Origin of the sequence: Bradyrhizobium sp. CCGB12, from assembly GCF_024199845.1 — a bacterium.
Lineage (GTDB): Bacteria > Pseudomonadota > Alphaproteobacteria > Rhizobiales > Xanthobacteraceae > Bradyrhizobium.
In genome coordinates, this window is the sequence record NZ_JANADO010000001.1 from 2,065,390 (window position 1) to 2,082,429 (window position 17,040).

Here is a 17,040-nt window from a genome sequence, read left to right on the forward strand (position 1 = left end):
CCCGGCATGAGGTCTGCTTTCCCGGCGGAGGGGGGAGGCGTGGGCGGCACCTAAACAAGCATAGCCGATTCCGTCGCGAGCGGAGAACTCGCGCGGTCGGCCTCGAACAGAAAAGTGCTAGACGGCCGCTTCCGGCAGCAGCGCGCGGGTCGGCCCGAACAGCTCCTCAAAGGCCTGCCGGAGCGCGATGTCGACATCGGCCATGGTCGCGAGCTGGCCGAGATCGACCAGCGAGGTGACGCCGTAGCGGGGATCGGCAACGCCGCAGGGCACGATGCCGGCGAAGTGTGACAGCTCCGGCTCGACATTGATGGCGATGCCGTGGAACGAGACCCAGCGCTTCAGCCGCACGCCGATCGCCGCGATCTTGTCCTCGTGGTCCGGTCCCTTGTCAGGCCGCTTGACCCAGACGCCGACGCGATCCTCGCGCCGCTCGCCGCGGACGTTGAAGGCGGCGAGCGTGCGCATGATCAATTCCTCCAGGCTGGCGACATAGGCGCGGACATCGGGCCGGCGCCGCTTGAGGTCGAGCATGATGTAGGCCACCCGCTGGCCCGGCCCGTGATAGGTGAGCTGCCCGCCGCGCCCCGTGGCAAAGGTCGGCAAGCGGGGATCGAGCAGGTCGGTTTCCTTGCCCGAGGTGCCGGAGGTGTAGAGCGGGGGGTGTTCGAGCAGCCAGACCAGCTCGGGCGCCTCGCCCGCGGCGATCGCGGCGACGCGTGCCTCCATGGCGGCAACCGCTTCCGGATAGGGCACCGGAGCGTCCGAGATTCGCCACTCGACGGGCTCGCCGCCTGCCGCGGAAAACGACGTCAAATCGAGCTCTTGGCGACTGTTTTGGCGGGGGTTTTCAGACGAATTAACCATTGGCTAACCATAACGTGGTGATGATCGCAGGCGCAAATGCCAAGTCCTTTGGCTCAAGTCTCATGTTGCGGCGGTCCTGACAGTGCCCACTCTCGATAAAGTCACCGTGGATCTCATGGTCGTCCTCGGGACGACCACCATGCCGATCCATCAGGTATTACGTCTTTCACGCGGCGCCATCATCGAGTTGGACGCAACCGAGGCCGACGAGGTCAAGGTTTTGGCCAACAATCTGCCCGTCGCCTCCGGAGTCGTGCTGGTCGACCGCAATCGGATCGCGGTCGAGGTCAAGCAGATGCTGCCGCGCACGCCGGGTACGCGGTAGCGACCCGGGTACGCGGTCGCGACCCGGGCGCGCGATAGGGCCGATCCGGGGTGAGTGGGATTTCCTGCCAAGCTTGTGGAATTCGGGGCCTTTGCAGGCTTGTATCCCCCTGATGGATTTGTTAGATCGGCGGCCGCTGATCCGGCCAGCCTAACGACCTCAGGCCGGTATCTCCTAGCGCTCGTGGCGGAACTGGTAGACGCGCTGCCTTGAGGTGGCAGTGGGTAACACCGTGGGGGTTCGAGTCCCTCCGAGCGCACCAAAGCCTCATTGGCATTGAAATCCCTCAGCTTTCTTGATGTTGAGCCGGAATGTGTCGACTCCGCTCCGGTGCAGGAGCTCGCGCGACGTTCGTTCCTTTTCCGCAGGCGCCAGGCGACTTCCGATTCGACGCTGCAGCTCCGTCCGGCCTCCGGGAACGGCGATCGTCGGGACGCATTTGCAGTCGGTGAGGGCCGGCCGCGGCTGACGGCGTGCGGCCAAGCAACCGACGGTGGAGGACGATGAGGGATAGTGCCTCGGAGATTGCCGAAATCAGAGATGCCGTTCACCTCTGCATCGACATGCAGAACATCTTTGCCCCTGGCGGTCTCTGGGCGACGCCTTGGATGGAGCGGGTGCTACCGACGATCGCTTCGATTGCGTCATGCCACCCGGCCAGAACGATCTTCACGCGCTTCATCACGCCGCAGGATCCGGAAGATCGTCCCGGACAGTGGCAGAGCTATTTCCATCGCTGGCGCCAGGCGACCCGCAGGCATCTTCCGCCCTCCGGTCTCGACCTCGTGCCAGCCCTGGGCCGGTTCGTTCCTCCGGCTGCCGTCGTCGACAAGCCCGCCTATTCCGCGTTCAGCAATCCCGCACTCGCGAGCCTGCTGATCGAAAAAGAACGTCGGCACAATCGTGATCACAGGCGCAGAGACCGATGTCTGCGTGCTGTCGACGGTTCTGAGCGCGGTCGATCTCGGCTTCAGGGTCGTCATCGTCGAGGACGCGCTGTGCAGTTCGTCCGACGTCGGGCACGATGCGCTCATGACGATGTACCGGACCCGCTTTCACGGTCAGGTCGACCTGGTGACCGCAGAGGAGTTGACGGAGTTCTGGCGGGAGTAGGAGCGGGGCGCGACAGCATCAATCGGCGGTCAGTTAACGTTGTCGCTCAGCATGTTGCGGAAAGCCGTGCGCACCGCGACAGCGCCAACCATGCCTTGCATGAGGGCGATCTCGCCCTGCTGCCCATGGCGAATGGCGTGAGCCATGATGCGCAGACGTGGATCGCCGCGGCTGTGCCACATGCCGTCGGCCATCTTGACCGCACCCTTGTGATGTCTCGTCATCGCTTCGACGAAGATCGCGTCGAACCGTTCGGATGAGACGGTCCTGATCTGGCGCATCTCGACCGGCGTCAGCATGCCCGGCATGGTGGTGCGCTCCTCGGCGCTGCAATCCGGCATCTCGGTATCGAACCAGCTCAGCCACCAGTTCTCGAAGATCCGGCTTTCTCCGGTCTGGCTTGCAATCATCAGCGTGGCGAGCTTGCGCAGATGCGGATCCTGCGCGCGCTCCGCACCAATGCGCGCAAGCTCGATGCCCTGAACGTGATGCGCGGTCATATGGCGGATATAGGTCTGGTCCGCGTTCCTGTCGCGGCCCACCCATCTCGGTTCATAGCCGTGGCCGCCGAACAGTGCGATCGTCCCGATCAGGGCGATCGCCGCGAACGCGCCGCTGATCCACGCATTGGTGAAACGGACGTCGCGATCCGGTGCAGCGCCGCTCTTCCAGCGCAGCCGGGCGAACAGCGGATACATCATCGCAGACGTGGCGTGCACGAGCAGCCCGATCCAGTAAGGCTGCTGTAGCGTGAACAGCGGTTGCCAGAACGGAAACAGCGGCACCAGCACGAACCATTCCATGCTTGAGGAGAACACGGCCCAGGGCAACGCGAGCAGCAGGATCGTCAGCGGCCGCAAGTCGGCAGTCCAGCGCCCGAGCACGCCGAAGAAAACCAGCGTCCAGGAAAAATCGGCCCATTGGTGGAAGGCGATTCCGGCAAGGATCGCGCTCCACGACGGCTCCGCGCTGATGGCCCAATCGCGTGCGGGAATGGTGGCAACCGTCATCCAGTCGACCGCCGCGTCGCGGCCGATGCGCGCGGCGAAGAGCTGGCTGACGATGGTGGAGAAGGTGCTGCTGATCAGGCCGAGGCCGGCCGCGGCAATCCAGCGCGAACGTCGCCGCGACTTGGTCGGCGGCGGGACGCGTCTGCCAACGCACGGGCCTGCATCGGCAAGCGTTGATCGTGTGCCGTCGTTCACGTGAGTTGGTTGAGCTTCTTCAGCGGATTGAGCTCGCTCGGCTTGCCTTGCTCTTCGCGGCCTCGCTCCGCCTCGGCCTTGCCATCCTCGTGGAGGTCCTGGTCACCGACGATCTCGCCGACGGCTTGCTTCGCCTTGCCGACGATCCGCTGCTGAAGTCCCTTCATCTTGCCCATGGTCAGCCTCCATGCTGACACTGCGACCCCGACGCCTGATGGGGACAAGCGCCGGGGCGCACTTGCCTCCGGCAGCAGGGGGGCGCCGGAAGCGTTGATGAGACTCCCTGACGCGCGGATGGTTCCTCGGGTGATGACCGGGGATCCAGCGTGATGATCACCCCTTCAGGATTGTCCCCCCGTGGCGTGCGATGCGATCTGCCTTGCCGCAGTTCTGGCGCTCTCGATGCCCTTGGGGAAACCGCTGCGGTTCGGATACAGCTTGCGGCGGGCCTCGCGCGGCGGCCGCCGTGGTTTTGTGTCCTGCGCGGCGCGATAGTCGAGCATGGCGATGCCCCCGACCATCAGCAGCGCCAACGCGATATTGCCCTTCTTGGGATTGTCGGCCGTCAGCCCTGACAGCAGCGCGGCGGCATCGAGGCCGTCCCCGCCGACGCGGGCCCACAGGCCGGCATTCTTGTCGACCGAAAGCGACATGATCCCGGCGAGGATCTCGCGCACGCCGAAGGCACGGACCAGCGTCTCGTGGCCTTCCATGCCCAGCGTTTCCGTGACCCGTCGCGGCGCGAACAACTCGACGACGCCGACACCGATGCTGAACCAGCCGAGCGCGCGCGCGAGCTGGTCTTCCGGCCGCTTCAGGCTCGGCCCGCCCTCGATGATTTTCGGATCGCCCTTGGTGCGCACGATGTTGGAGAAATGAAACATGGCTTGCTCCTTCAGGGCCTCAGCACGACCTTGACGCAGGAATCGCGCTTGTCGCGAAACACCTGGTACATCTCCGGTCCCTGTTCGAGCGGGACGGTGTGGGTGATGACGAAGGACGGGTCGATCTCGCCGTCCTCGACGCGGCGGAGCAGGTCGTCGGTCCAGCGGTTGACGTGGGTCTGGCCGGTGCGCATCGTCAGCCCCTTGTTCATGAAGGCGCCCATCGGGAGCATGTCGGAGAGGCCGCTATAGACGCCCGGCACGGAAATGATGCCGCCGGGCCGGCAGACATAGATCATCTCGCGCAGCACATGCGGCCGGTCGCTTTCCAGCATCACCATCTGCTTGGCGCGGTCGAGCAGGGTGTCGGGCAGGGACGCCATCACGTGCGCTTCCATGCCGACGCAATCGATGCATTTTTCGGGGCCTTTGCCGTCGGTCAGCTCCTTCAATCGCTCGAGGACACTCTCGGCCTCGAAATTGATCGTGGTGGCGCCGCCGGCTTCAGCCATGCTGAGCCGTTCGGGCAGGCAGTCGATTGCGATCACCTGGTTGGCGCCAAGCAGGATGGCGCTGCGGATCGCCATCTGTCCCACGGGTCCGCAGCCCCAGATCGCGACCGTGTCGGTCGGCTCGATGTCGCATTGGACGGCGGCCTGCCAGCCGGTCGGGAAGATGTCGCTGAGGAACAGCAATTGCTCGTCGGGGATGCCGGGTGGCACCTTGATGTGGGTGGCGTCGGCATAGGGCACGCGCAGATATTCGGCCTGTCCGCCGGGATAGCCGCCGGTCAGATGCGTATAGCCGAACAGACCGGCGGTCGCGTGTCCGAACACCTTGTCCGCGAGATGCCGCTTGCGGTTGGTCGTTTCACACACGGAAAAATTGCCGCGCTTGCACTGGTCGCATTCGCCGCAAATGATCGTGAACGGCACCACGATGCGGTCGCCCTTCTTCAGCTTGCCGTCGACGCCGGAGCCGACCTCGACCACTTCGCCCATGGTCTCGTGGCCCATGATGTCACCGGGCAGCATGCCCGGGATGAAGTTGTGGAAGAGGTGCAGGTCGGATCCGCAAATGGCGCAGCTCGTGACCTTGATGATGGCGTCGCGCGGGTCCTGGATTTCGGGATCAGTGACGGTGTCGCACCTGATGTCCTCCTTCCCATGCCAAACCAGCGCCTTCATCTTTCGTCCTCCGGGCTCGACCACGTGGCATGTAAGTCCAGGAATGAACGATGGTTGCTATCGCCGGGCGCAGATTCTTCGCATTGCACCGGCCCTCGCAGATAGGAACGAGAGAGCCGGCGAGCGATTGGGCGTCATCATCTTCCCTCGAGGACATGTGCCATGCCCGCCAATCAACTCGCCGTCGTCACCGGTGCCTCCACCGGTATCGGCCTGGAGCTCGCCAGATGCTGCGCCCAGGCAGGTTTCAACCTTGTCATCGCGGCTGACGAGCCCGCGATCGAGAGGGTGGCCGTCGACCTACGCCGGCTCGGCGTCAGCGTGGAGGCTGTCGAGGCCGATCTCGCCACCACCGAGGGCGTGGACAAGCTCTGCACCGCGGTCGGCGACCGGCCCATCGACGCGCTGCTGGCCAATGCCGGCGTAGGCCTCGGCAAGGCCTTCCTCGATCAGGATCTTGCGAGGATCAGGCGCGTCGTCGACACCAACATCACCGGCACGCTCTATCTGCTCCACCGCGCCGGTAACGAGATGCTCCGGCGCAATTCCGGACGCATCCTGATCACGGGCTCGATTGCCGGCTTCACGCCCGGCAGCTTCCAGGCGGTCTACAATGCTTCCAAGGCGTTCCTCGATTCATTCTCGTTTGCGCTGCGTGAAGAGCTGCGTGACAGCAGCGTCACCGTCACCTGCCTGATGCCGGGCGCCACCGAGACCGAATTCTTCCGCCGCGCCGGGATGATGGACACCAAGGTCGGCACCGAGCCGAAGGATGGCGCATATGATGTCGCCAAGGCCGGCTTCGATGCGATGCTGCGCGGAGAGGCCGACGTCGTCACCGGGCTGAAGAACAAGATCCAGACCACGGTCGCGAACGTCACGCCGAACGAGATGCTGGCGAGGCAGCATCGCAAGATGGCCGAGCCCGGCACGGCAAAGACGTAAGCGCTGCGGTATCGCAATCTCTGAGGTGCGCGGCCGGCTGCCAGATATTTCCGACCAAGTGGCGGTCGATTCACATAGCCTAATGCGCTGCGCCCCCGACGCGGTCACACTGTGTGGGCTGGAAAAGGGGCTGATGGCGATGGACCGCATCGAACAGGCCTTTGTCGCGACCGCGATCACGGGATTCGTGGTGATGACTGTGGCAATCGTCTGGATGATGATCAGTTGAGGCGGGGAGGCCTGCAATATTGCGCGTCGCGCTGCCTTACGCCGCGGTTGTGCTCTGCCTGGCGGTGACCGCCTGGCTTGCTATTGCGCATTTGTTTTGATCGTCGATCAGTTGTGAGCCTGCAACTTGGTGGCCGGGCCGACTCTCTCGATGTTCCGGCGCCGCGGCTTGCGACGTTCCTGCTCCAGCTCATCGCGCAGGCGCTGCCCGCTCACGAGATGATCGCTGTTGCGCAACAGGGCCATCGACTCGCGAACGATTTCGTGTGAATGGGCCAGCAACTGCGCATCAGCCGCGGAATTCGGCGTGTAGATCATTGAGCGTTCCTCGGTCCGTCCTCGGGGAAGGAACACGCCTCACTGCGCGTCAGTTCCTACGGTCGGCGATAAGCGCGGCCAGCTTCTGTGCCATGGCCGCCAAATCGATTGGTTTCTCCAGCATCGGTACGTCCTGAAATTCCGGACCGACGGTGATCCTGTCATATCCAGTCGTGAATACGAAAGGTACGCCGCGCGCCTTCAGTTCGCGGGCAACCGGGAAGATCATCTCGCTGCGGATGTTTACGTCGAGCACGGCGGCATCCAGGATGCTGCCGTCGTGCAGGATTTTGAACGCGTCATCGAGATGGCCGACGGGGCCTGCGATCTCCGCGCCGAGCGAGCGAAAGGTCCTCCCGATGTCGTCGGCCAGGTAATATTCGTCCTCGACCACGAAAATGCGGCGCCCGGTCAGAGGCGTCTGCTGACGCGACGCCTGCGATATCGCCATGGTGTGTCTCCAGCCTTCCCCGTAGGAACATAAAACGGGGGTCCGCCTTGGTTCAAACGATACAAGCGAAGGCGGGTTCCATGAGCAACCGCGACATCATCGTCATCGGGGGCTCCGCCGGGGCCACTCAGCCCCTGAAGCAGATTTTGGGCGGCCTGCCGGCAGACCTGCCGGCTGCGGTCTTCATCGTCCTGCACATTCCCGCGCAGGGCATCGGCATTCTCTCGACGGTTGCCAGCAATGCCGGCCCGCTTCCGGTCCGGCAGGCCGAAAACGGCATGAAGATCGAGCCGGGCCGGGTCTATCTGGCCGCGCCGGACCACCATCTGTTGCTGGCCGAAGATCGCATCTTTCTCGGGCGCGGCCCGCGCGAAAACCTGGCGCGGCCAGCGATCGACGCCTTGTTCCGCTCGGCGGCCCTTTATCACGGGCCGCGCGTGATCGGCGTCCTCCTGAGTGGCCTGTTGTCCGACGGCGCGGCCGGCCTCAACGCGATCAAGCGCTGCGGTGGGATGACCGTGGTCCAGGACCCCACGGACGCCATTTCCGACGAGATGCCACGGCGGGCGATGGAGGCGACCACCATCGACCTCTGCGTTCGCGGCGCCTCGATGGGCGACGTCCTGTCCGAGCTCGTCAGGGAGCAGGCCGGAGCCGTTCTGCCGATCCCGCCCGAGATCAGGCTCGAGGTCGAAATTGCAGCCGGCGACCGGATCGGAAGCGACAAACTCGTCTCGATCGCCGATCCCGTCGCGCTGACCTGCCCGGCATGCGGCGGCGTCATGTCCGAGGTTAAGGAAGCGCGCCCGCTGCGCTTCCGCTGTCAGGTTGGACACGCCTACACGGCGGATGCGCTCGCCAAGGAGCAGGAAGGACGGGTGGATGAAGCCTTGCGGGTCGCGCTGCGCATCATCGAGGAGCGGGCCGAGCTGGTGCATCGCATGGCCAGCGATGGCCGGCGCAGCGGCCGCCTCGCGGTTGCCGAGATGTACCAGGCGCGTGCGGCTGAATACCGCGAATATGCCGACATGATCCGGCGCGTCGTGCTACAGTCGCTCGATCCTCCGGTTCGCAAGCGGGAGGCTTGAAGGCTGCGCCATGGCCATCTCCGTTGCCGAAAATGCCCGGCTGCTCGATGCAGAGCAGCGCCTTCTGGTGAAGGCCGATCAGGATATCGAGGAGGGCTGGCAGCGCATCCGCGACCAGGAAGATCGTGTGCGCGAACTTCAGGTCGGCGGCCACGACACGCGCCAGGCGCAGCGGCTAGTTGACCTGCTCAAGCAGACCCTGATCGAATGGGAACGTCACCGCGTCCTGATTGCGCAGCGCGTCAATTACCTCCAGCAGCAGGTCGCGGCGGGAAAGCTCGAAGCCGGCTGACCGGCCGCCTGAACTCCGCGCTGAGCTCGAACAGATAGTCGAGCTGCCACTCGGCGCTGCGGCGCCAGCGGTCGTTCTCGTCGAGTAGCCGGCGGGCGGTCGCGGTGGCGACCTCGGCCCGGCTGATCAGAGCCGCGAGCTCTTCGGAGATCTGCATCGCGGGTTCCAGCGTTACGGGCCGAGTATGGACCTCCCGGCAGGGACTGACAACGGTCATGGCGGAAATCAAAGGACGCCTGGTGACATTTTTGCCTTTGATCTGTTGGGGTAATATCCAATTCTGCTATCTGCAGGGACCGGGGTGCCCGTCGCTCCCGGCCAGCGAACGAGAGCCACCAGAGCCATGAATGAAGTCGGCGACCAAGCGGTTGAAGGAGAACGCCAGACCAAGACCCCGCTGGTCATCGGCGTGGGCGCTTCCCCCGGAGCTCTGGACAGTATCGAACGCTTCTTTGCGAAGCTGACCGTGGGAGCCGATCAGGCCATCGTGCTCGCGCTTCAACACCACGAGGCCCTCGATGAGCCGCGGCTGCGCCGGATCGTGCAAAACGCCCACGGAGGAGAAGTCTCCGACCCGGGCAACGGGCAGGCGATCGAGGGCGGCACCGTCTATCTGTGTCCGCCGGCGATGATCACCACCATCCAGGGCGGCCGTTTTGCGATCCGCAAGGCCGAGCAGGCGCCCGGCGAGCGCGCCACCATCGACAGCTTCCTGGTGTCGCTGGCGGAAGAGCGCGCCGAGCAGTCGATCGGCGTGATCCTGTCCGGCACCGGCGGCGACGGCACGCTGGGCACCGCAACGCTCAAGGATCACGGTGGTCTCGCCATCGCCGAGAAGGTCGCTGCCGACGAGACCGATCATCTCAAGGACGCCAACACGCCGGCGGCGATCGCCGATTACGTGCTGGCGCCTGAAGATATTCCCGAACACATCCAGGTCTATGCCCGTCATCTCAGGCGGCTGGACGAGAAGCAGGGCTTCGACGAGGTGCTGGCGGCCGCCGCGACCTCGCTGTCGCGCATCGCGGACATCCTGCGCAACAAGACCGGCAACGATTTCCACGGCTACAAGCAGAACACCTTCCTGCGCCGTGTGCAGCGGCGCATGCAAGTGGTCCAGATCGACGACATTCCCGCCTATGTCGATTTCCTGCGCAACGACAAGGACGAAGCGCAGCTTCTCTTCAACGACCTCCTGATCGGTGTCACCGAGTTCTTCCGTGACAAGCGCGAATTCGACGTGTTGGAGACGCAGATCGTCCCGAAGATCTTCGAAAACAAGGGCGCCGGCCAGCAGGTGCGCGTCTGGGTGCTTGGTTGCGCCACCGGCGAGGAGGCCTATTCGATTGGCATTCTCCTGCGCGAGCACATGACGCGGATGGACTCCCCGCCGCAGGTGCAGATCTTCGCTACCGACATCGACGGCCGGGCGCTGGCGACCGCGCGCGTCGGTCGCTATCGCACCAACATCGAGGCTGACATGACCAGCGAGCGCCTGGCGCGCTGGTTCGTGCGCGAGGGCGACACCTATTGCGTGGTGAAGGAGCTGCGCGAGATGTGCATCTTCTCGCAGCACAACGTCATCAAGGACGCGCCGTTCTCCAAGCTCGACCTCGTCTCCTGCCGCAACCTGCTCATCTATCTCAATGCCGAGTTGCAGAACCGGGTGATCCCCCTGTTCCATTTCGCGTTGCTGCAGGAGCGCTATCTGTTCCTCGGCAATTCCGAGAACGTGACGCGGCACCCGAAACTGTTCGCGCCGGTCGACCGCCGCGCCCGCATCTTCAAGAAGCTGGAGACCGGAACGCGACTGCCGCCGGAATTTCCGATCACGACTTCGGCGGGCAGGGCGCCGGTCGAAGTGCCGCCGATGCGCTCCTTCGGCCCTGATGTCGGGCTGGAGCGCCGCGCCCAGCGCATCGCGGAGCGTTACGCCCCGGCCTATGTCATTACCGACGACAACTTCCAGATCCTGCATTTCTCCGGGAGGACCGGCCGCTACATCGAGCCCACGGCGGGCACGGCCACGCTCGATCTGCTCCAGCTCGTGCACCGCGACCTCAGACTAGAATTGCGCACAGCGCTCAGCCGCGCCGCGGAAACCAACGAGCCCGCCCATGCCGAACAGGTCCAGCTCGGGGTGAACGGCCACCGTGTCCTCGTAGACATCACTGTCGAGCCGATCCAGGAAGGCGCCGGCGGCCACCGCAATTTCGTCGTGCTGTTCAAGGACGGGCCCGTTCGCGCGGTCGAGGTCGATCAGGGCAATCCCAACGCGCTGGTACGCACCGAGCACGTCGAGCGTCTGGAAAGTGAGCTACGCGCTACGCGCGAGCGCCTCCAGGCCACCATCGAGGAGCTCGAAAGCACCAACGAGGAGCTGAAGTCCTCCAACGAGGAATACCAGTCGCTCAATGAGGAGCTTCAGTCCGCGAACGAGGAGCTCGAAACCTCGCGCGAGGAATTACAGTCGGTCAACGAGGAGCTGACAACCGTCAACGGTGAGCTGGCACACCGCGTCCAGGAATTGACGCGCGCCACCAGCGATCTCAAGAACTTCCTCGAGAGCACGCAGATCGCCACGGTGTTCCTCGACAATGATTTGCGCGTGATGAATTTCACGCCGGCGATCACGCAGGTCCTGCACCTCGTCGAGACCGATACGGGGCGCCCCATCGCCCATATCAAGGCACGCATCCCGATCGAGGAGCTCTATGATGACGTCCGCAGCGTGCTTCGCACGCTCGCAAGCGTCGAGCGCGAGCTGAGTGCACCGGACAGCGGCACACGCTACATCGTGCGCATCCTGCCCTATCGCAGCGTCGACAATTTCATCGCCGGCGTCGTCATGACCTTCATCGACGTCACCGCGATCACCCGCGCCGAGGAGCGGCAGCGCCTGCTGCTGGCCGAGCTCCAGCACCGCGTCCGCAACACGCTCGGCGTTGTCCGGTCGATCGCCCGCCGTTCGGCGGAATCCAGCTCCACCGTCGAGGAATACGCCGCTCATCTCGACGGCCGGCTCAACGCCTTCGCCCGCACCCAGGCCCTGGTGACCCGCGATCCCGAAGGCGGCGTCGATCTCGAATATCTCGTGGTCGAGGAGCTCCTGGCCTACAACGCCCACGAAGGCGAGCAGATACGGGTCTCCGGCCCCAAGGTTCGCTTTCAGCCCAAGGCCGCGGAGACCTTCGCGCTCGCGATCCACGAGCTCGCGACCAACGCGCTTAAATACGGCGCCTTGAGTCAACCGAGCGGGCGCATCGATACCTCCTGGCGCCTCGACGAGAGCACGGCCCCTGCGGAGCTGGTGTTCGAATGGCGCGAACGGGGTGGGCCGCAGGTGCGGCCGCCGCCGCGAAAAGGCTTTGGCACCGAGCTTCTCGAGCGCACGCTGGCGTTCGAGTTCAAGGGGCAGACCAATTTGGCATTCGGCCCCGCGGGGTTGCAATGCACGATCGTCATCCCCTTGAGCAAGCGCACGTTCCATACGCCGATGGTGGCTGACTGATGTCGTTGTCGCTGACCGACCGCAGCCTTGTGGAGCCGGTCGTTCGCCGGCTGAACGTGCTGAGGCCTTTGTCGGCCGAGGCCCGTGCATCACTCGAATATGCCATGCTTGAAGGCCTGCAGCGCGCGGGTTCAGGCGAGGACCTCATCACGGAGGGGGATCCGATCGACAGTGTCCGCATCGTGCTGTCGGGCTGGCTCTGCCGCTACAAGACGCTCGAGGACGGCCGGCGCCAGATCGTCAATTTCATCTTTCCGGGGGAGAGCTGCGACGCGCATGCATTTCTGCTCCCGGTGATGGACCATTCCATCGCGACGCTGACGCCGGCGGTCTACGCTGAGATCAAGCGGGCGCGTTTCGAGAGTCTCGTGGCGGCCGACCGCTCGCTTGCGGAAGCGCTCTGGTGCGAGACTTTGGTCAACAACGCCGTCCAGCGCGAATGGGCCATCAATCTCGGCCGCCGTACAGCTCTGGAGCGCGCCGCGCATCTGTTCTGCGAGATCTTCGAGCGGCTTCGTCCCGTCGGGATGGTCGACGGCAATTCCTGCATCATGCCCATCACCCAGATGGACCTCGCCGATGCCACCGGTCTGTCGGTGGTCCATCTCAACCGCACCATCCAGGAGCTGCGTGCCTCGGGGCTGATCGTGCTGCGTGACCGCGCGCTGACCATTCCCGATCTCGATGCACTCAAGGACGCAGCGTTGTTCTCGCCGAGCTATCTGCAACTTTATCGGCGGGGCTGACAAGGCCTTGCCTTGGGAAGGGCTCGTGGGTCTTTCGGCCGAGGAACGTATCCGGTTGCGGAAGTGTCAGCACCTTCTTCGCTTCACGGATGTCCTCACGCATCTGTTGCGTATGCTTCGCGTCGGATTGCAGTGAATAGTAGACGGATTGCGCCATGGAACGCTCCCTGACGATGCAGGCGGGAGCGCAATCGGTCTCTCAGCCACCAGCGCCTACGGCATGGCCTCTCAGCCGGTGATGAGGAGAGAATACATCTTTCCGCATGCTTCGCCTATGGGAAACCAGGTGTGATCGGCGGCGTCGACCTTAATCTGCTCGTGCGGGCGACGATTTCCGGGTCGCGTCGTTGCAGATGATTTGGAGCAGATAGCTCGTCTTGAGTAACTTACTTAAACGCGCGGGTGCTCCGGAGTCTGTATCGTCAGTCAATGAGCGACACCCTGTTTGCACGCGCTGCACGCGCGATCGAAGCGAGCCGTACCCTCCGTGTGCAGCACAGAATGGCTGCAGATCAGCTTGATGATGCCAAGCGCGAGGCGCGCCGCGTGGTGATGGAAAGCGCGATGTTGCGCTCGGAGATCAAGGCCCTTCGCGACAATCGAGAAGAATAGGGCCTCGTGAGGCCGACCATTCCCATTGTTCCGCGCGCCGAGGCCTTTTCGCAGCGCGCTTTTTCCCGACGCCGAGAAACTGTTCGCATCATGCCGGACTGGCGATCGAGCCAGCCGAGAAGAACGCAACGGCGCGCCCTGCCATGAACAGGGAGAATTCCTCACGTTGACGCGACATCGTGTCGGACAAAAGGATGCGCCGGAAACGCGCATTGCGGCAGAAGCCGAGCGGCTTCGCGAACACGGTTCTCAGATGAGTGAGTGGCTGCGCTCACCGGGCTACAGCCGCCGCAATAGATGAAGTAAGTGCAGCACGTCAGGCTGCACGCGCCGGGAACGGGTTAGATGTCGGCGCGTACCGATGCGCTGGTGTCGTGGGCAGAAACCGGAAAAATGAGCGCCACGTCCATCGTCCCCGTTGCGTCCGGTTGTCACCCGGCGGTGCCTTCCTTCAACGCCGCTTCGCGGCTTTGGTTCTCCGGTTGTAGGGGGAGCGGTTGACCGGCCGGAGCGAAATCCCTTCGCGCTGTGCCTTGCTGCGAATGGCTGTGACCGGGCGCTGGAGCTTGAGGCTCATGACGCCGGTTGGCGTGTTTCCTTTAGCGAGCTGCTTCAGCTTGTTGACGTCGGCAGGCGTCCACGGCTGGCGCGCGCGGCGCTTATACGCGGGATTTGCCTTGCGCGGTCCTTTGCGGCCGATTGGTGAGCCCGGTCGTTTCCTTGCTGCTTTCGCCATGATGATCCTCCTTCAAGTCTGTCATGAACAAGCGAATCAGCAATTCGGTTCCTGCGGAATTGTTGGGATGGCTGGCCTGTAGCCGTCGCCACAATAACTTGCGTTGCCCGACGGGCAAAACAGGCGAGCCCTCGGTCAAGACCTATCGTCAAAAATATTCGCCTTTACAGAAATTCGGAAATCGCGCATGTTGTACTCACTCCGGCCCAAGGTAAAGGGGCGTATCGCGATCGTCACGAACGCGGGCCGGGCGGCGGTGGACGTGGACCACATCGGCGCGAAGGACTTCGCAGGGCGGAGAGCCGTGAGCGAAGGCGTCGCGCACACGAACGGTGTGATCCGCGTACGGCCAAATCGTGTCGTCCTGGCGCCCGGGGTCTGTGCGCCAAGTCTTGCGGTGATGTAGCGGCCCGACCGGGTACGAGCATCAGCCATCCGCAAGGCGACGGGGGCAATAGTGCATCGCTCCCCGGGGAGAGCGCGACATAAGCCGTTCCAACCACTGCGCAGGGAAGGCCGGGATGCTCCGGTTGCCCTGTTCTCCGCTGTGCATGAAGCATACGCAGTCTGCTCTTGGCATAGCGGTCCATGGGAGCCAGCCGGCTCCCGGTCTTCCCTGCGCCCTTTCACAAAGAGGGCAACTCGCTGCCACAGCTCGGGTGCTTTTGCACCGCGAGATCGCGATCGCGTATCCAGCCAATCATCTGCGACACCACGCAGACGCGGCCCAAAATCATCCTTCTTAACTTTTTGAAATGCTGGAACCGCAAGTTGCGGCGGAAGCTGCAGACATTGCCGGCCTGGGCCGTTCCGACCGGTAAGCGACTCCCAAGGAACTGGGGTCCCGGTGCCAACCTCCCACCGGGGCCCACTTTCTTCCATTCGAAATCCGCCGTGAAAGTCCTATGACCGCCAAACGTAACCGCAGGAAACAGACCCGATCGCTCCAGGAGCGGTTGACGGCCTTCGCCGAGAACGCCCGAGAGCGCGCGCTCAGCCTGCCGCCCGGCAAGGAGCGCGAGATGCTGCTGCGCCGCGCCAAGCAGAACGAGGTGACCTCGAACCTGACGGACTGGCTGAGCACACCCGTCTACCCAAGACGAGGAGGATGACGATGCGGAGCATGAAGCACTATCGCGCGTTCCAGATCGATCCGGACGGTCACGTGTTCGGATGCATCAATCTCGTATGCGACAACGACGAGCAGGCCAAGCGCGAGGCCGCTGCGCTCGTGCTGGTCCACCGCATCGAGCTGTGGCGGCTCGACCAGCGCATTGCGCGCTTCGATCTGCCGCAGGAGGTGGCTCGGCAATAGAGCTATGGGAACCGCGCGCAGCGCCCCGGGTTGGTCGGACTGTACCGATCTCGGCAGGAGCCAGCATGACGGAAGCCGACGTTCGCAAGGGGATGCCGCCCGTCAAGCTGTCGCGTGAGGAGTTCGAGCGGCGTTACAAAGCTCAATTTGTCGATCCCGCCTTTGCATCGCTGCAACGCGAGCTCGATGCCATCGTCGGCGCCGCCTGGGACGCCTACAGCCATTCGCGCAAGGCGCCGCTGACGCGCAAGGCGGGCGCAGGTTTCTCCGACCCCGACTACGACATCGCCATCGACTGGCTCGATGCGCGCGCGAAAATCCTGGAAGCGCAGCGACGGCATGACGATGCGAACGAGACGCCGCGCATCCTGATCATCAACGGCTCGGCCCGAAGCGAGCACACCTGTCCCGGCGAGATGTCGAAGACCTGGCGCATGGTCAAGCTGGCCGAGCCTGTTTTCATCGAGATGGGATTTGCCGTCGACATCCTCGATCTGTCGCGGCTCGCCTCGGAGTTCGGCAAGAACATCCACCCCTGCAAATCCTGCGTCGGAACCGCGATGCCGCTGTGCCACTGGCCGTGCAGCTGCTACCCGAACTATTCGCTGGGACAGACCGGCGACTGGATGAACGAGATCTACCCGCTGTGGGTCGCCGCCCACGGCATCCTGATCCTGACGCCGGTGAACTGGTATCAAGTGCCCACCGGCCTCAAGGCGATGATCGACCGCATGGTCTGCGCCGACGGCGGCAATCCCGATCCGAGCTCGACCCACGGCAAGAAGGCCACGGAGGCCAAGGCGATGGAGCTGAAGGGCTGGTCTTATCCGCGCCATCTCGCCGGCCGTCATTTCGGCGTCGTCGTCCATGGCGATGCGGTCGGAGCCGAGGGCGTGCGCCGCGCCTTGTCCGACTGGCTCACCGACATGCAGCTGATCTCGGCAGGCCGCTTCGCCGAGCTCGACGGCTATGTCGGCTACATGGAGCCATACGCGACCTCGCATCGCGCCCTCGATGATGACAGCGAATTCCAGCAGGAGATCATGAACGCGGCGCGGTCGCTGGGTAACGCCGTCCGGCTCGCGCGGAGCGGGCGGCTCGAGGAGCCTGGCGCGGGTCTTGCGGATCCGAACCCGAAGTGACCAGCGCATCACAATCGATCGGAACTGGGAACGAAGTGCGCGACGTGGTCTTGGTTGCGTGGAACGCTCAACATC

Annotated in this window: 21 protein-coding genes, 1 tRNA gene and 1 pseudogene; 13 read left to right on the forward strand and 10 right to left on the reverse strand. The window is 64.1% G+C overall.

Annotated elements, in window-relative coordinates:
* Positions 1–117: 117 nt before the first annotated feature.
* Positions 118–867 carry a lipoyl(octanoyl) transferase LipB gene (gene lipB, locus NLM27_RS09875; protein WP_254143134.1) on the reverse strand — a complete coding sequence of 250 codons (750 nt, stop codon included), beginning with the start codon at positions 865–867 and terminating at the stop codon, positions 118–120.
* Positions 868–949: 82 nt separating this feature from the next.
* Here lipB and NLM27_RS09880 point away from each other — a divergent pair, with 82 nt between their 5' ends.
* The 3 genes and pseudogenes from NLM27_RS09880 to NLM27_RS09890 all read left to right on the forward strand — a co-directional run bounded on the left by NLM27_RS09880 (position 950) and on the right by NLM27_RS09890 (position 2,305).
* Positions 950–1,192: a FliM/FliN family flagellar motor switch protein gene (locus tag NLM27_RS09880; protein WP_011088012.1), complete on the forward strand. Its 243-nt coding sequence runs from the start codon at positions 950–952 to the stop codon at positions 1,190–1,192.
* A gap of 177 nt (positions 1,193–1,369) precedes the next feature.
* Positions 1,370–1,454, forward strand: a tRNA-Leu gene (locus tag NLM27_RS09885).
* 241 nt (positions 1,455–1,695) lie between these two features.
* Positions 1,696–2,305, forward strand: a pseudogene (locus NLM27_RS09890) (cysteine hydrolase family protein).
* A gap of 29 nt (positions 2,306–2,334) precedes the next feature.
* Here the strand turns inward: NLM27_RS09890 and NLM27_RS09895 are convergent.
* The 4 genes from NLM27_RS09895 to NLM27_RS09910 form a co-directional block, all read right to left on the reverse strand.
* Positions 2,335–3,414: a DUF305 domain-containing protein gene (locus NLM27_RS09895; protein ID WP_309144795.1), complete on the reverse strand. Its 1,080-nt coding sequence runs from the start codon at positions 3,412–3,414 to the stop codon at positions 2,335–2,337.
* Positions 3,415–3,506: 92 nt separating this feature from the next.
* Positions 3,507–3,686: a CsbD family protein gene (locus NLM27_RS09900; RefSeq protein WP_254143136.1), complete on the reverse strand. Its 180-nt coding sequence runs from the start codon at positions 3,684–3,686 to the stop codon at positions 3,507–3,509.
* A 165-nt stretch (positions 3,687–3,851) separates the two neighbouring features.
* Positions 3,852–4,394: a hypothetical protein gene (locus NLM27_RS09905; protein ID WP_254143137.1), complete on the reverse strand. Its 543-nt coding sequence runs from the start codon at positions 4,392–4,394 to the stop codon at positions 3,852–3,854.
* An 11-nt stretch (positions 4,395–4,405) separates the two neighbouring features.
* On the reverse strand, positions 4,406–5,581 hold the full coding sequence (locus NLM27_RS09910; RefSeq protein WP_254143138.1) for a zinc-dependent alcohol dehydrogenase: 1,176 nt from the start codon (positions 5,579–5,581) through the stop codon (positions 4,406–4,408).
* 162 nt (positions 5,582–5,743) lie between these two features.
* On the opposite strand from NLM27_RS09910, the gene NLM27_RS09915 reads away from it, so the two are divergent.
* Positions 5,744–6,526 carry an SDR family oxidoreductase gene (locus NLM27_RS09915; protein ID WP_254143139.1) on the forward strand — a complete coding sequence of 261 codons (783 nt, stop codon included), beginning with the start codon at positions 5,744–5,746 and terminating at the stop codon, positions 6,524–6,526.
* A gap of 336 nt (positions 6,527–6,862) precedes the next feature.
* Here NLM27_RS09915 and NLM27_RS09920 read toward each other — a convergent pair whose 3' ends face one another.
* Both NLM27_RS09920 and NLM27_RS09925 read right to left on the reverse strand, forming a co-directional pair.
* Entirely contained in the window at positions 6,863–7,072 is a 210-nt protein-coding gene (locus NLM27_RS09920) for a hypothetical protein (RefSeq protein WP_254143140.1), read from the reverse strand.
* A gap of 49 nt (positions 7,073–7,121) precedes the next feature.
* Complete coding sequence (locus NLM27_RS09925) at positions 7,122–7,523, reverse strand: response regulator (protein ID WP_254143141.1); 402 nt, start codon at positions 7,521–7,523, stop codon at positions 7,122–7,124.
* An 80-nt stretch (positions 7,524–7,603) separates the two neighbouring features.
* Here NLM27_RS09925 and NLM27_RS09930 point away from each other — a divergent pair, with 80 nt between their 5' ends.
* Both NLM27_RS09930 and NLM27_RS09935 read left to right on the forward strand, forming a co-directional pair.
* Positions 7,604–8,611 (forward strand): chemotaxis protein CheB, encoded by a 1,008-nt coding sequence (locus tag NLM27_RS09930; RefSeq protein WP_254143142.1) that lies wholly within the window; start codon positions 7,604–7,606, stop codon positions 8,609–8,611.
* A gap of 10 nt (positions 8,612–8,621) precedes the next feature.
* Entirely contained in the window at positions 8,622–8,903 is a 282-nt protein-coding gene (locus NLM27_RS09935) for a hypothetical protein (RefSeq protein ID WP_254143143.1), read from the forward strand.
* On the opposite strand, the gene NLM27_RS09940 is transcribed toward NLM27_RS09935, so the two are convergent.
* A complete protein-coding gene (locus tag NLM27_RS09940; RefSeq protein WP_254143144.1) occupies positions 8,854–9,060 on the reverse strand; it encodes a hypothetical protein in 207 nt (68 codons plus the stop codon). The genes NLM27_RS09935 and NLM27_RS09940 overlap by 50 nt on opposite strands.
* 186 nt (positions 9,061–9,246) lie before the next feature.
* On the opposite strand from NLM27_RS09940, the gene NLM27_RS09945 reads away from it, so the two are divergent.
* The 3 genes from NLM27_RS09945 (at position 9,247) to NLM27_RS09955 (ending at position 13,772) form a co-directional block, all read left to right on the forward strand.
* Positions 9,247–12,414: a CheR family methyltransferase gene (locus tag NLM27_RS09945; protein WP_254143145.1), complete on the forward strand. Its 3,168-nt coding sequence runs from the start codon at positions 9,247–9,249 to the stop codon at positions 12,412–12,414.
* The gene (locus NLM27_RS09950; protein ID WP_254143146.1) at positions 12,414–13,160 is read left to right on the forward strand and encodes a Crp/Fnr family transcriptional regulator; all 747 of its coding nucleotides are present in this window, start codon (positions 12,414–12,416) and stop codon (positions 13,158–13,160) included. Before NLM27_RS09945 ends, NLM27_RS09950 begins: the two co-directional genes overlap by 1 nt.
* Positions 13,161–13,589: 429 nt before the next feature.
* A complete protein-coding gene (locus NLM27_RS09955) occupies positions 13,590–13,772 on the forward strand; it encodes a hypothetical protein (protein WP_254143147.1) in 183 nt (60 codons plus the stop codon).
* 88 nt (positions 13,773–13,860) lie between these two features.
* Here NLM27_RS09955 and NLM27_RS09960 read toward each other — a convergent pair whose 3' ends face one another.
* Entirely contained in the window at positions 13,861–14,016 is a 156-nt protein-coding gene (locus NLM27_RS09960; RefSeq protein ID WP_254143148.1) for a hypothetical protein, read from the reverse strand.
* Between the two features lie 207 nt (positions 14,017–14,223).
* Positions 14,224–14,508, reverse strand: coding sequence for a hypothetical protein (locus NLM27_RS09965; protein WP_254143149.1), 285 nt, complete (start codon positions 14,506–14,508; stop codon positions 14,224–14,226).
* Between the two features lie 187 nt (positions 14,509–14,695).
* Here NLM27_RS09965 and NLM27_RS09970 point away from each other — a divergent pair, with 187 nt between their 5' ends.
* The 4 genes from NLM27_RS09970 (at position 14,696) to NLM27_RS09985 (ending at position 16,965) form a co-directional block, all read left to right on the forward strand.
* A complete protein-coding gene (locus NLM27_RS09970) occupies positions 14,696–14,914 on the forward strand; it encodes a hypothetical protein (protein WP_254143150.1) in 219 nt (72 codons plus the stop codon).
* A 499-nt stretch (positions 14,915–15,413) separates the two neighbouring features.
* On the forward strand, positions 15,414–15,620 hold the full coding sequence (locus NLM27_RS09975) for a hypothetical protein (protein ID WP_254143151.1): 207 nt from the start codon (positions 15,414–15,416) through the stop codon (positions 15,618–15,620).
* Positions 15,621–15,622: 2 nt separating this feature from the next.
* Positions 15,623–15,823 carry a hypothetical protein gene (locus tag NLM27_RS09980; RefSeq protein WP_254143152.1) on the forward strand — a complete coding sequence of 67 codons (201 nt, stop codon included), beginning with the start codon at positions 15,623–15,625 and terminating at the stop codon, positions 15,821–15,823.
* A gap of 65 nt (positions 15,824–15,888) precedes the next feature.
* Positions 15,889–16,965 (forward strand): flavodoxin family protein, encoded by a 1,077-nt coding sequence (locus NLM27_RS09985; protein ID WP_254143153.1) that lies wholly within the window; start codon positions 15,889–15,891, stop codon positions 16,963–16,965.
* Positions 16,966–17,040: the final 75 nt, after the last annotated feature.

What these genes read in the sequence shown, in the direction of transcription:
- NLM27_RS09975 (WP_254143151.1), top strand. Translation starts at nt 15,414, where the DNA reads ATGACCGCCAAACGTAACCGCAGGAAACAGACCCGATCGCTCCAGGAG.
- NLM27_RS09925 (WP_254143141.1), bottom strand. Translation starts at nt 7,523, where the DNA reads ATGGCGATATCGCAGGCGTCGCGTCAGCAGACGCCTCTGACCGGGCGC.
- NLM27_RS09950 (WP_254143146.1), top strand. Translation starts at nt 12,414, where the DNA reads ATGTCGTTGTCGCTGACCGACCGCAGCCTTGTGGAGCCGGTCGTTCGC.
- NLM27_RS09980 (WP_254143152.1), top strand. Translation starts at nt 15,623, where the DNA reads ATGCGGAGCATGAAGCACTATCGCGCGTTCCAGATCGATCCGGACGGT.
- NLM27_RS09965 (WP_254143149.1), bottom strand. Translation starts at nt 14,508, where the DNA reads ATGGCGAAAGCAGCAAGGAAACGACCGGGCTCACCAATCGGCCGCAAA.
- NLM27_RS09970 (WP_254143150.1), top strand. Translation starts at nt 14,696, where the DNA reads ATGTTGTACTCACTCCGGCCCAAGGTAAAGGGGCGTATCGCGATCGTC.
- NLM27_RS09930 (WP_254143142.1), top strand. Translation starts at nt 7,604, where the DNA reads ATGAGCAACCGCGACATCATCGTCATCGGGGGCTCCGCCGGGGCCACT.
- NLM27_RS09910 (WP_254143138.1), bottom strand. Translation starts at nt 5,581, where the DNA reads ATGAAGGCGCTGGTTTGGCATGGGAAGGAGGACATCAGGTGCGACACC.
- NLM27_RS09940 (WP_254143144.1), bottom strand. Translation starts at nt 9,060, where the DNA reads ATGCAGATCTCCGAAGAGCTCGCGGCTCTGATCAGCCGGGCCGAGGTC.
- NLM27_RS09955 (WP_254143147.1), top strand. Translation starts at nt 13,590, where the DNA reads ATGAGCGACACCCTGTTTGCACGCGCTGCACGCGCGATCGAAGCGAGC.
- NLM27_RS09935 (WP_254143143.1), top strand. Translation starts at nt 8,622, where the DNA reads ATGGCCATCTCCGTTGCCGAAAATGCCCGGCTGCTCGATGCAGAGCAG.
- NLM27_RS09945 (WP_254143145.1), top strand. Translation starts at nt 9,247, where the DNA reads ATGAATGAAGTCGGCGACCAAGCGGTTGAAGGAGAACGCCAGACCAAG.
- NLM27_RS09905 (WP_254143137.1), bottom strand. Translation starts at nt 4,394, where the DNA reads ATGTTTCATTTCTCCAACATCGTGCGCACCAAGGGCGATCCGAAAATC.
- lipB (WP_254143134.1), bottom strand. Translation starts at nt 867, where the DNA reads ATGGTTAATTCGTCTGAAAACCCCCGCCAAAACAGTCGCCAAGAGCTC.
- NLM27_RS09985 (WP_254143153.1), top strand. Translation starts at nt 15,889, where the DNA reads ATGACGGAAGCCGACGTTCGCAAGGGGATGCCGCCCGTCAAGCTGTCG.
- NLM27_RS09915 (WP_254143139.1), top strand. Translation starts at nt 5,744, where the DNA reads ATGCCCGCCAATCAACTCGCCGTCGTCACCGGTGCCTCCACCGGTATC.
- NLM27_RS09900 (WP_254143136.1), bottom strand. Translation starts at nt 3,686, where the DNA reads ATGGGCAAGATGAAGGGACTTCAGCAGCGGATCGTCGGCAAGGCGAAG.
- NLM27_RS09920 (WP_254143140.1), bottom strand. Translation starts at nt 7,072, where the DNA reads ATGATCTACACGCCGAATTCCGCGGCTGATGCGCAGTTGCTGGCCCAT.